Origin of the sequence: Sinorhizobium sp. NFACC03 (genome assembly GCF_900103435.1) — a bacterium.
Taxonomy (GTDB): Bacteria; Pseudomonadota; Alphaproteobacteria; order Rhizobiales; family Rhizobiaceae; genus Ensifer.
This window is the reverse complement of the sequence record NZ_FMXF01000014.1, coordinates 120039-132404: the sequence shown is the minus strand read 5'-3', so window position 1 is coordinate 132404 and position 12366 is coordinate 120039. Positions and strand designations below refer to the sequence as shown.

11 protein-coding genes are annotated in these 12366 nt (G+C 62.9%); 8 read left to right on the top strand and 3 right to left on the bottom strand.

The features are described from left to right. Positions 1-81 precede the first annotated feature (81 nt). The 5 genes from glpK to sbmA all read left to right on the top strand — a co-directional run bounded on the left by glpK (position 82) and on the right by sbmA (position 6410). Positions 82-1569 carry a glycerol kinase GlpK gene (glpK, locus tag BLU35_RS18710; RefSeq protein WP_057252993.1) on the top strand — a complete coding sequence of 496 codons (1488 nt, stop codon included), beginning with the start codon at positions 82-84 and terminating at the stop codon, positions 1567-1569. 165 nt (positions 1570-1734) lie between these two features. Next, the gene (locus tag BLU35_RS18705; RefSeq protein WP_093234013.1) at positions 1735-2793 is read left to right on the top strand and encodes an LLM class flavin-dependent oxidoreductase; all 1059 of its coding nucleotides are present in this window, start codon (positions 1735-1737) and stop codon (positions 2791-2793) included. A gap of 100 nt (positions 2794-2893) precedes the next feature. After that, on the top strand, positions 2894-3643 hold the full coding sequence (gene map / locus BLU35_RS18700; RefSeq protein WP_057252997.1) for a type I methionyl aminopeptidase: 750 nt from the start codon (positions 2894-2896) through the stop codon (positions 3641-3643). Positions 3644-3778: 135 nt separating this feature from the next. Next, entirely contained in the window at positions 3779-4978 is a 1200-nt protein-coding gene (locus BLU35_RS18695; protein ID WP_176907314.1) for an MFS transporter, read from the top strand. Positions 4979-5141: 163 nt separating this feature from the next. Continuing rightward, entirely contained in the window at positions 5142-6410 is a 1269-nt protein-coding gene (gene sbmA / locus BLU35_RS18690) for a peptide antibiotic transporter SbmA (RefSeq protein WP_058321173.1), read from the top strand. A 21-nt stretch (positions 6411-6431) separates the two neighbouring features. Here the strand turns inward: sbmA and BLU35_RS18685 are convergent, their stop codons facing one another. Further along, entirely contained in the window at positions 6432-7439 is a 1008-nt protein-coding gene (locus tag BLU35_RS18685; RefSeq protein ID WP_082616096.1) for a polysaccharide deacetylase family protein, read from the bottom strand. Positions 7440-7662: 223 nt separating this feature from the next. Here BLU35_RS18685 and BLU35_RS18680 point away from each other — a divergent pair, with 223 nt between their 5' ends. Further along, on the top strand, positions 7663-8250 hold the full coding sequence (locus BLU35_RS18680; protein ID WP_093234012.1) for an NnrU family protein: 588 nt from the start codon (positions 7663-7665) through the stop codon (positions 8248-8250). Between the two features lie 277 nt (positions 8251-8527). Next, positions 8528-9196, top strand: a complete 669-nt coding sequence (locus tag BLU35_RS18675; protein ID WP_057253003.1) for a tetratricopeptide repeat protein — start codon at positions 8528-8530, stop codon at positions 9194-9196. A 104-nt stretch (positions 9197-9300) separates the two neighbouring features. Here BLU35_RS18675 and BLU35_RS35035 read toward each other — a convergent pair whose 3' ends face one another. Continuing rightward, positions 9301-9555 carry a hypothetical protein gene (locus BLU35_RS35035; RefSeq protein WP_143032950.1) on the bottom strand — a complete coding sequence of 85 codons (255 nt, stop codon included), beginning with the start codon at positions 9553-9555 and terminating at the stop codon, positions 9301-9303. On the opposite strand from BLU35_RS35035, the gene der reads away from it, so the two are divergent. After that, positions 9536-10969 (top strand): ribosome biogenesis GTPase Der, encoded by a 1434-nt coding sequence (gene der, locus BLU35_RS18665; RefSeq protein ID WP_057253007.1) that lies wholly within the window; start codon positions 9536-9538, stop codon positions 10967-10969. The two genes, BLU35_RS35035 and der, sit on opposite strands and share 20 nt — an antisense overlap. A gap of 294 nt (positions 10970-11263) precedes the next feature. Here der and BLU35_RS18660 read toward each other — a convergent pair whose 3' ends face one another. Beyond that, a complete protein-coding gene (locus BLU35_RS18660) occupies positions 11264-12181 on the bottom strand; it encodes a sugar kinase (RefSeq protein ID WP_057253009.1) in 918 nt (305 codons plus the stop codon). Positions 12182-12366 lie beyond the last annotated feature (185 nt).

Genomic DNA, 12366 nt, shown 5'->3' with positions numbered 1-12366 from the left:
GCCATCGTATTGAAGTTTTCGAAATGAGATCCCGCCCTTGAGGACGGGTGAATAAACATGCGTGTGGCCGGGGAGGGGCATATGGGCGGATATATTCTCGCGATCGATCAGGGTACGACCTCAAGCCGGGCGATCGTCTTCGACGGTCAGCAGCAGATCGCTGGCGCCAGCCAGAAGGAATTCAAGCAGCACTTCCCCAAATCCGGCTGGGTCGAGCACGATCCCGAGGAAATCTGGCAGACGGTCCTTTCAACGGTCCAGGAAGCGATCGCCAAGGCGGGCATCACCGCCGGCGACCTTGACGGCATCGGCATCACCAATCAGCGCGAGACGGTCGTCGTATGGGATCGCGAAACCGGCAATCCGATCCACAATGCCATCGTCTGGCAGGACCGCCGCACTGCGTCCTATTGCGACAGGCTGAAGAAGCAGGGGCTGGAAAAGACCTTCACCAGGAAGACCGGCCTGCTGCTCGATCCCTATTTCTCCGGCACCAAGCTCAACTGGCTGCTGACCAACGTCGACAGGGCCCAGGCGCGCGCTTCCAAGGGTGAGCTCTGCTTCGGCACGATCGACACCTTTCTCATCTGGCGGCTGACCGGCGGCAAGTCCTTCGTGACCGATGCCACCAACGCCTCGCGCACGCTCCTCTACAACATCTCGGAGAATGCCTGGGACGACGAATTGCTGAAGATCCTGAAAGTGCCGCGCGCCATGCTGCCGGAGGTCAAGGACTGCGCCGCCGATTTCGGCGTCACCGACCCGGCAATCTTCGGCGCCGCCATCCCGATCCTTGGCGTTGCCGGCGACCAGCAGGCGGCGACGATCGGCCAGGCCTGCTTCAAGCCGGGCATGCTGAAATCCACCTATGGCACCGGCTGCTTCGCGCTGCTCAACACCGGCAAGGACATGGTGCGGTCGAAGAACCGGCTGCTCACCACCATTGCCTATAGGCTCGACGGCGAAACGACCTATGCGCTGGAAGGTTCGATCTTCGTTGCCGGTGCTGCCGTGCAATGGCTGCGCGACGGCCTGAAGGTGATCAAGGCGGCACCCGATACCGGGACGCTCGCCGAGAGCGCCGATCCGACGCAGGAAGTCTACCTGGTGCCGGCCTTCACAGGGCTTGGCGCGCCGCACTGGGATCCGGATGCGCGCGGCGCGATCTTCGGCATGACCCGCAACACCGGCCCCGCCGAGTTTGCCCGCGCCGCGCTCGAAGCCGTCTGCTACCAGACGCGCGACCTGCTCGAGGCGATGCACAAGGACTGGCGCAACAACGGCAAGGAAACGGTACTGCGCGTCGATGGCGGCATGGTCGCCTCCGACTGGACGATGCAGCGGCTGTCCGATCTGCTCGACGCGCCGGTCGACCGGCCCGTCATTCTCGAGACCACCGCGCTCGGCGTCGCCTGGCTTGCCGGCAGCCGTGCTGGCGTCTGGCCGAAGCAGGAGGCGTTCGCCCAGTCCTGGGCGCGTGACCATCGCTTCGAGCCGGCCATGGACGAGAAGACGCGAAAGGCCAAGCTCAGGGGCTGGCGCAACGCCGTCAAGCGCACGCTGAGCTGAGAACCAGGACTGGGCGGTTTTCGCCCGCATCATCCGGTCCCTGCCAATCATCCGACACAGGCTCCATTCATGCTCATCCGGGAAACACAGCGTTTCCCGGATGAGCATTTGCTGCCCACGCGCGCGGCAACTATCTGTTGTCACAACAGAAATAGGACGGGCATCATGGAACTCGGGCTTTATACATTTGCGGATGTCGATCCGAATGCGGCAGACAAGGGCAAAGAGGGGCAGCGGCGCCTCAAGAACCTTCTCGAAGAGATCGAGCTTGCCGATCAGGTCGGCCTCGACGTTTTCGGTCTTGGCGAGCATCACCGCCCTGACTATGCGGCCTCGGTACCCTCGGTCATTCTGGCCGCTGCCGCCGCAAAGACGAAAAACATCCGGCTGACCAGCGCCGTGACGGTGCTGAGCTCGGACGATCCGGTGCGCGTCTTCCAGCAGTTTTCGACGCTGGATCTGATCTCCAATGGCCGCGCCGAGATCATGGCCGGTCGCGGCTCCTTCATCGAATCCTTCCCGCTCTTCGGTCAGTCTCTCAACGATTACGACCAGCTCTTTGCCGAGAAGCTCGATCTGCTGATGGCGCTGCGCGACAGCGAGAAGGTCACCTGGTCGGGCGAGATGCGGCCGGCGATCCATGATCGCGGCGTCTATCCGCGGCCGCTGCAGGAGGTGCTGCCGCTCTGGATCGCCGTTGGCGGCACGCCGCAATCGGTGGCGCGGGCAGGAGCACTCGGCTTGCCGGTGGCGCTCGCCATCATCGGCGGCGAGCCGCGCCGTTTTGCGCCGCTCTTCGATCTCTACCGCGAGGCCGCGCGCCGGGCCGGCCAGGATGCGACCAAGCTGAAAACCAGCATCAACGTGCACGGCTTCATTGCCGACACGACGGACCTCGCCGCAGACCAGTTCTACGGACCGCAGGCAGAGGTGATGAACCGCATCGGCCGCGAGCGCGGCTGGGGACCGACCAACCGGGCGCATTTCGAGCAGGCACGCAGCCCGAACGGGAACCTCTTCCTTGGCGACCCGGAGACGGTGGCGGAAAAGATCGTCGAGAACTGGAAGCTGTTCCGCAACGATCGTTTCCTGCTGCAGATGGCGATCGGGCCGATGCCGCATGACCAGATCATGCGCGGCATCGAGCTCTACGGCACCAGGGTGGCGCCGCTGGTGCGCACGGCGCTGGCGGAAGAGAAGGCGGCGGCACGGGCCGCCGTCTGACCTCAAACGCCGGGTTCAGTGTTCGATTGCCGACCGTCCCGTTCGGCGCTGGCATAACGTATAGCGACACGCTACATGTGAGCGCGAAAGCGAGACACGGATGACCCTCAACAACGAAGAAGATCTGCTGCGGCTGAAGGAAATCGGCCGCATCTGCGCCAATGCCTTGCAGGCGATGGGCGAGGCGCTGGAGCCCGGCATCACCACGGCGGAACTGGACGCGATCGGCCGCAAGGTGCTGGAAGAGGCCGGCGCGCGCTCGGCGCCTGAGCTCTGCTACAAGTTTCCCGGCGCCACCTGCATCAGCGTCAACGAGGAAATCGCCCACGGCATTCCCGGCAGCCGGGTGATCCAGGCGGGCGACCTCGTCAATATCGACGTCTCGGCCGAGAAGGACGGCATCTTCGCCGATACCGGCGCCTCGTTCCCGGTGCCACCGGTCACGGCCGCGATCGACCGGCTTTGCCGCGACGGCAAGCGGGCGATGTGGGTGGGCCTCAAGCAGGTGCGTCCCGACCAGCCGCTGGCGGCCATCGGCAACGCGATCGGCGACTTCGCCCGCAAGAACCGCTATTCGCTCGTCACCAACCTCGCCAGCCACGGCATCGGCCGCTCGCTGCACGAGGAGCCGACCGAGATCGCCACCTGGCCTGATCCACGCGAACGGCGCCGGATGACGGACGGCATGGTCTTCACCGTCGAACCCTTCCTGTCGATGGGCGCGCAATGGGCCGAAGGCGGCAACGACGATTGGACGCTCTACAGCGATCCAAGGGCGCCAACGGTGCAATACGAGCACACCGTCGTCGTCACGCGCGGCGGGCCGTTGGTCGTGACGCTGCCCGGCTAGATCAGGGATGCGATTGCGGGCCGCGGCCGTCATCGCTCCTCTAACCCATTGAAATCGGCGATCGTTCGATTTCTTCAATAGGTCCTTCAATTATTGTCGTTTGTGGCGCGTCGTGTTGCGGTGCAATAAACTGACATGACCACGCTCGACAGACCGCTTCAGGCCAATATCTCCGCCACGGCAACCGCCGGCGCCATTGCCATGGCCGTCGCCATGGGGTTCGGCCGATTCTCGTACACGCCGATCCTGCCGGCGATGATGACCGATCTTGGTCTCTCGCCCGGCGATGCCGGCCTCATCGCCTCGGCCAATTTCGTCGGCTATCTCGCCGGTGCCATTCTCGCCGCCTATGGCTGGGCGCACGGGCACGAGCGCCGGATCGGTCTTCTATCGCTCATCGCCACGACGGCTCTGCTGGCGGCCATGGGGCTGTCGTCCTCTGTCGCCGCGCTGGCGCTCATCCGGTTCCTGGCCGGCCTTGCCAGCGCCTTTGCGATGATCTTCATCTCCGGCATCGTGCTTGGCCATGGCCTGCTTGCACGATCGGAGCATGTGCCGGCCGTCCATTTCGGCGGCGTCGGCCTCGGCATCGCATTTTCGTCGCTCTGCGTCTGGGCAAACCCGCTTGCGGGCCATGCCGGCCTGACGACCTCCATGGCCGACTGGTTCACCGGGGCGCTGGTTGGATTGATCGGGACCATTGTCGTCGCAGCACTTCTGCCCGGCGTTCCTTCGTCCGGTGCGGGCACGGTGCGCGAGAAGCCGCTTCGCTGGACGCGACCGCTCACGGTGGTGACGTTCACCTACGCACTCTTCGGCTTCGGTTACGTGATCACTGCCACCTTCCTCGTCGCCATGGCGCGTGACCCAAGCGGCGGCCACGGCATCGAGTTTCTCGCCTGGTTGCTGACGGGCCTTGCCGCCGCACTGTCCGTCTATCTCTGGCGCTTTGCCGTGCCGCGCTTCGGCCTTGCCGGCGTCTACGCAATCGGCCTTCTGGTCGAGGCGGTCGGGCTGGTTCTGACGGTCAGCCTGCCCTTGCCCTATGCGCCGCTTGCCGGCGGGCTGATGCTTGGGGCGACCTTCATGATGATCACGGCTTACGGGCTGCAGATCGGCCGGCAGCTCGCGCCGGAAAGCCCGCGCAAGGCGCTTGCGCTGATGACCGCCGCCTTCGGCATCGGTCAGATTATCGGTCCTCTGGTCGCCGGTTGGCTGGCGGGGCGGACCGGCAGCTTTGCCGCGCCAACCTTGATTGCGGCAGCCGTGCTCTTCCTCTGCGGCGGCGTCATCGTCGTCGAGTTGAAGCGGATTTCGGCAGCGCTAAGGGGCTGACGGATGCCATGGGCTGCGGCGGAAAAAGGTCTTGTTCGCCGTGGTTTGCCCGGATGAAATAACAGTAACGTTTATATTATCCGATTGTTGACGACGGCGCTTTGCCCTAGTTTCGGCGCTTAGAGCGGTGACACATCGCCTTACCGAAACGTGAGTAGACCCTTTGTTCCATTCCTTCTTTCCGAAGCCGAAGCTGTTCTTCACCTCCGGTGCCCTCTGGTCGATTATCTGCATTCTCGTCTGGTACACGGTCGGCCCGCAAATCGGCGCCGCGGTTGGCCTGCCGCCATTGGCCCCGGGCGAAAAGCCACCGATCGGCCTTGCGTACTTCTTCACCCCGGACAATCTCTGGTTCTATCTCTACTTCACCATCTTCGTGGCGATATTCGGCGGTGCCTGGAAGATCATCGCCAAGGATCACCCTTGGGCGAACTGGTCGATCTGGGGCTCGGCCTTTATCATCTTCATCGCTTACTTCGCTGTGCAGGCGTCAGTGGCGCTCAACAATTGGCGTGGTCCGTTCTTCGATCTCTTGCAGGATGCGCTTGCCGGAAAGCCCGGCATTACCACCACTCAGTTCTACACGCTGCAACTGCGCTTCCTTGAAATCGGTTTCGTCGGCGTCACGTTGAACGTCGTCACCGCGTTCTTCACCAACCACTATGTGTTCCGTTGGCGCACCGCCATGAACGATTTCTACATGTCGAAGTGGGACAAGCTGCGCCACATCGAGGGGGCGTCGCAGCGTGTGCAGGAAGACACGATGCGCTTCGCCAATATTCTCGAAGGGCTCGGCGTTACCTTGATCAATTCGGTGATGACGCTGGTGGTGTTCCTGCCTTTGCTGTTCAACATGTCGCAGCACGTCTCCGACCTTCCGATCATCGGCGCAGTCCCGCACGCGCTCTTCTGGCTGGCGATCGTGTGGTCGGTGTTCGGCACGGCGCTGCTGGCGCTCGCCGGTATCAAGCTGCCGGGGCTGAACTTCAAGAACCAGCGCGTTGAGGCAGCTTACCGCAAGGAACTGGTCTACGGCGAGGACAATGAGGATCGCGCGCAACCGGTCACGGTGAGGGAGCTTTTCGGCAACGTTCGCCGAAACTACTTCCGCATGTATTGGCACTATCTATATTTCAACATCGCGCGCTATTCCTATGGCCAGCTCGATGCGATTTTCCTGAACTTCATCCTGATCCCGACATTCGTCGCCGGGAAGATCACGATGGGTATCTGGCAGCAGATCGCCACGGCCTTCGGCGAAGTCAGCAACTCGTTCCAATATCTGGTGAATTACTGGTCGACGATCATCGAGCTGCTGTCGATCCACAAGCGCCTGAGAGCCTTTGAGGCGGCAATCTCCGACGAACCGCTGCCGGAAATTGACCAGCGCTATCTGGAGCGCGGCGCTGCAGAAGACGCGCAGCCGGCCTAAGGCCGGCGCTCTCTACGGCAATCAGAAGGCGGAGCGACCCGCCTTCTTTTTTGCCTGCTCGATGACAGGCAAGGCCTGGGCATAGCTGACACAGGCAACGTCGGGTTTTCCGCAGACTTCCGAGAGCAGTCGATCGAGCGCACGCCAGTAGGCGCCGCCGTTCATTTCGACGAAGTGGAAGCCGAGCTGCAGGGGAATGCGGTCGCCGCCATATTCGCGGTCGAAGGCTTTCCGGTAGGCCTCGTAGGTGCGCTCCTCGAAGCGGGCGCTGTCCTTCTTGTTCTCGACACCCATCGAGTGGCGGACGAAGAGATTGTAGTCCATGCCGATGACAGGGCGCTGCGACGGTCCCTCGGGGATCAACGGCAAGCCGAAGCGCGGCAGACCGTCCTTCGTCGTCGGCCAGCCCGGTCCTTTGGTGACCAGGCTTGCGTCATAGGTGAAGTTGTCCGCCTTCAGCGCCGGCAGCAGGCCGTCGCTCAGCGATAGATAGGGGGCACGGAAGCCTTTGACGCCGGTCTTGGCGAACTCAGCCCAACCCTGGGGCTCCGCTTCTGGCTTGCCGGCCTTCTTCCAGGCGTCGGCGAGCGCGGTATTGAAGGTCGAGAATTCGCTCTGCCAGTCGGCCTTGCTCCAGCCCTTGCCGTCGAAATGACCGCAGGCGTGGCTGGCGATGTCGTGACCATCAAGATGGGCCTGCCAGATATGGCCGGCACGTGCTGCAATCTCCTCGCGGCTCTGGGCGAAGCCGACATTGGAGCGGCCGGGCTTCTGGCCCGGCGGCCTGTAGATCTCCTTGCCGTCGGCCCGGGTCATCAGGAAGGTGCAGGACAGGAAATAGGTGAAATGCGCGCCGGTGCGCTTGGCCATCGCCAAGCTCTTTTCCCAAAGCGAGTTGTCATGGGCACCGTCGAAGGAGACGATGACCAGCTGCCGGTCAGCGGCGGGGACGGTGGCCGGCGTCGCCGGTTCGGCCCGCGCAAGCGCCGGAACCAGGACAAGGGAAAAGGCGAGAAATGTTCGGATCATGATCAACTGCAGCGATGAATTTTTGTCGCAGATGGTTCGAAATTGCGGCAATCCTTTGATCGGGCTGGAAAAAAGACGCCATCAAGGCTACTCCATAGCAACCTGGACTGGAATCAGTCCAAGGGCGAATGGCATAGAAAATCAAAGAGCTACAGCGACTCAAGCGCGCCAGATCCGGCACGCGACGCTATCTCCGATATATCTCGAACAAAGCGGTGGCCCCATGGCGATACTCGTTCTCGGCATCATCATCTTTCTCGGCGTGCATCTCATCCGCGTGGTTGCGCCCGGCTTTCGCGCCGGCATCATCGAGAGTCGCGGCAAGGGCACCTGGATGGGGATCTATGCGATCCTCAGCCTCATCGGCCTCTGTCTGATCATCTATGGTTTCGGCCAGGCGCGCGGCGAAACGGGCATGCTCTACAATCCGCCGGTGTTCCTGCGCCACATAGCGCTGCTCCTGATGCTCTTCGCCTTCGTCTTCCTCGCTGCAGGCTTCCTGCCGGCGGGCCGAATTGCGGTGGCGGTCAAGCATCCGCAGATCCTGTCGATCAAGACCTGGGCTTTGGCGCACCTACTGGCGAATGGTGAGACGTCCTCGGTCCTGCTTTTCGGCTCGTTTCTCGCCTGGGCGGTGATCCTGCGCATCTCATTGAAGCGCCGCGAGCGGGCAGGGGAGCGCGTGCTGCCGGTGTTCAAGTCATCGACGAACGACGTGCTGGCCATCGTCATCAGTCTCGTCGCCTACGGGCTCTTCGTCTGGAAGCTTCACGAGTGGCTGATCGGGGTTGCCCCCGTAGTGATGGGCTAGGCAATTCCAGCAAAAGTGCGCAGCGGTCTTGCGTCCCGACTTGCGCGTAACAAAAAATTTAGAGCGACGGAGGTGACTTCGTGTCGACCCTGGGCGCTCTAAATAACGTCGGCCCCCTTACAAGCGCCGCAAAATCGGGTAGAAGGCGCAAAATCCATGAGAGCGCGATGCGTGCGCTAGAACGCGTCGCGCATGCTCGAACAGTTTGAGATTGTGCTGTTCCCGTCGATGACGGTTGGAATGGCGTACCAGTGGGCAGGCAAGGCCGGGGCAGTAGATGGCGAACCAAGACGACAGCTTTATCCGCGAGGTCAATGAGGAACTGCGTTCCGACCAGATGAAGAGCATCTGGGCTCGTTTCGGCGGTCTCATCGCGGCGATCGCCGTGCTTATCGTTCTCGGCACCATCGGCAAGGTCGGGTTCGAGTATTGGCAGGAGGGAGCTTCCTCGAAGTCGGGCGACGCCTTCCTGCAGGCGCTCAATCTGGCGAAGGAAAACAAGACGGACGAGGCGCTCGCTGCCTTGAACGCGCTTGAGAAGGACGGCTACGGCGCCTATCCGGTGCTGGCTCGTCTGCGCGCTGCAACGCTTCAGGCCCAGAAGGGCGACACCGATGCGGCGGTGAAGGCATTCTCCGCCATCGGCAAGGACGGCAGCGTTCCGGCTGCCATTCAGGAAGCGGCGCGACTGCGTGCGGCCTATCTGCTCGTCGATACCGGCAGCTACGATCAGGTTTCGGCTGAAGTCGAGCAGCTTGCGACGCCGCAGAACAATATGCGCCACTCGGCGCGCGAAGCGCTTGGTCTCTCGGCCTACAAGGCCGGCGACTACGCCAAGGCGAAGACCTGGTTCCAGCAGATCGTCGACGACACGCAGAGCCCGCGCAACATCACCGGTCGCGCCCAGATGCTGCTCGACGTGATCACGGCCAGCGGCAAGGCCTAAGGTTTCCGCCCATTCCACGTGGATGGGCACAGGGTGCACGACCCTTTCGAATCAGCGCATGATCCCAAAATCGATCTCGATCTTGGGGTTGTGCGCTAAAGCATTTAAAGCAGTTCCAGCAAAAGTGCGTAGCGGTTTTGCGTCCGGAACTGCGGAAGGCAGACAAGCAGTTCCAGCAAAAGTGCGCAGCGGTTTTGCGTTGCGAATTGCAGGCAAACAATCAGATGGGGCAGTTCCTCTACGGAAACGCTCGCGAGCCGCCTGAATGCGGCACAGAACGAAATTACGAGCGCGGCCCGCCCATCGGCTGCGGCGCTCCAAGCGGAAACGGATAGATCCATGAGCTTCACCGTCGCCATCGTCGGGCGTCCCAATGTCGGCAAGTCCACCTTGTTCAATCGCCTGGTCGGCAAGAAGCTGGCGCTCGTCGACGATACGCCGGGCGTGACCCGTGACCGGCGGCCGGGCGAGGCAAAGCTGATCGACCTGCGCTTCCGCATCATCGACACGGCCGGTCTCGAGCAATCGGGTCCGGACACACTGCAAGGCCGCATGTGGGCGCAGACGGAGGCCGCGATCGACGAGGCGGATCTTTCGCTGTTCCTGGTCGACGCCAAGGGCGGCCTGACGCCGGCCGACGAAACCTTGGCCGAAATGCTGCGCCGACGCGGCAAGCCGGTGGTGCTGGTGGCCAATAAGTCCGAGGCGCGCGGCTCCGATGGCGGCTTCTACGATGCGTTTACGCTCGGCCTTGGCGAACCCTGCCCGATCTCGGCAGAACACGGCCAGGGCATGCTCGACCTACGTGACGCGATCGTCGCTGCGATCGGCGAAGAGCGTGCCTATCCGCCGGAAGACGACGTGGCCGAAACCGATATCGATCTGCGCCCGACGTTCAAAGACGAAGAGGGCGAAGAGGAAGAGGCGGAGACAGCCTATGACGAGACCAAGCCATTGCGCGTGGCGATCGTCGGTCGTCCGAACGCCGGCAAGTCGACGCTGATCAACCGCTTCCTCGGCGAAGACCGACTTTTGACCGGGCCGGAAGCCGGCATCACCCGCGATTCCATCTCGGTCGAATGGGACTGGCGCGGCCGTACCATCAAGATGTTCGACACCGCCGGCATGCGCCGCAAGGCGAAGGTGCAGGAGAAGCTGGAGAAGCTCTCGGTCGCCGACGCGCTGCGCGCCATTCGCTTTGCCGAAACGGTTGTCATCGTCTTTGACGCGACCATTCCCTTCGAGAAGCAGGACCTGCAGATCGTCGATCTCGTGCTGCGCGAGGGGCGCGCGGCGGTGCTCGCCTTCAACAAGTGGGATCTGGTCGAGGACTGGCAGGCGGTGCTCGCCGACCTCCGCGAAAAGACCGAGCGGCTCCTGCCGCAGGCCCGCGGCATCCGTGCCGTGCCGATTTCCGGCCACACCGGTTACGGTCTCGACCGACTGATGCAGGCCATCATCGAAACGGACAAGACCTGGAACCGCCGCATCTCCACCGCGCGGCTCAACCGCTGGCTGGAATCGCAGACGGTTCAGCATCCGCCACCGGCCGTGTCCGGTCGCCGCCTGAAGCTCAAATACATGACCCAGGTGAAGGCCCGCCCGCCGGGCTTCATGATCTCCTGCACGCGTCCCGACGCGCTGCCGGAATCCTACGTGCGCTACCTGATCAACGGCCTGCGCAACGATTTCGACCTGCCGGGCGTGCCGATCCGCATGCATTTCCGCGCGGGCGACAACCCTTACGAATCCAAGGCGAAGAAGCGCCGATAGGCGCTTCCCAGACTGCTACAAACCTTGAAGATGGTTTTCTGGCGATAGCGCGACCCCAATCTCCCCTCATCCTCGCCCCCGTGGCGGGGATCCAGCGACCCGACGTCCGTCGGGTCAGAGACCCTTCAGCCCAAGGACTTGAGCGTAAGGACTTGGGCCGGCTAGATACCTGTGACAAGCACAGGAATGACGGAGATTCTGGCTGGCGCAAAGGTTTTTCCGGCAAGCTTACAACAATCAGAAATATCTTAATCAGCAGCCTGAGAAGCGCCGTTAGGCCCTTCCTTCTGCCACCTACGCCACGGGCAGCTTCTCCCGGGCGACGAGTGCCCCATGATGACCGATGACGCCGGCGGCGACGCTTGCCGCAAAGGCGGCGGCTTCAGCCGGCGTGTCGCCTGCAACAAGGCGGGCGACGAAGGCGCCATTGAAGCTGTCGCCGGCGCTGGTGGTGTCGACGACGCGTTCGACCGGTGTTGCCGGTACGTGCTCAATCGGCGCATCGCCGAAGGCGAGCGTCACGCCCTTCTCGCCATCTTTGACGACGACATTGGTGGCGCCAAGGCCCCTGTAACGCGCGATCGTCGCCTCGATGGAGGCGTCGCCGAAATGCGTGACCTCGTCGTCGAAGCTCGGCATGACGAGGGTTGCGGCGCGGGCGCCATCGGTCAGCGTCCGGCGCATGCGCTCGGCGTCGTCCCAGAGGCGCGGGCGGATGTTCGGGTCGAAGACCACTTGGCTGCCGGCCGCTTTCGCACGGCGCAGTTCCGACAGCAGCGTTTCGACCGCGTCGGGTGCAAGGATCGCCAGCGTGATGCCGGAATAGAGGATCAGGTCGGAGCCCTCGATCGCGCTTCTCAGATGATCGGCATCGTCGGCGAGCAGCTTGGCTGCCGAGTGCGAACGCCAGTAGGAGAAGCTGCGCTCGCCGTCCTTCAGATGGATCATGTAGAGCCCGGCCGAGCGGCTCTCGATCCGGCGCACGGCTGACGTGTCGATCGCCTTTTCCGCCATGAAGGCCAGCATCTCGTCGGAAACCGTGTCGGTGCCGACCGCGGAGCAATAGCCGACGGTCCAGTCATCAGGCATGAACAGCCGCGCATAATAGGCGGCGTTGAAGGTGTCGCCGGCATAACCTTTACGCAGCAGCCCGCCTTCCGCCTGCATGAGCTCGACCATGCACTCCCCGATCGCAAGCATCTTCCCGGCCAACGACTTTCCTCCTCACAAGATTTCGCCTGAGACGGGATAAGGGGCTCAGCCGATCTCGGCAAGAGATTGTTTCTGGTGAAGGGCTCGCGGCGGACCGAGAGGAAGGAACGGCGTTTACTCCCGCGCCGGGCGGCGATACACCTTGGTTCCTCATCATCCCGCTCTGGCGTGGAGCATCGGTCTTC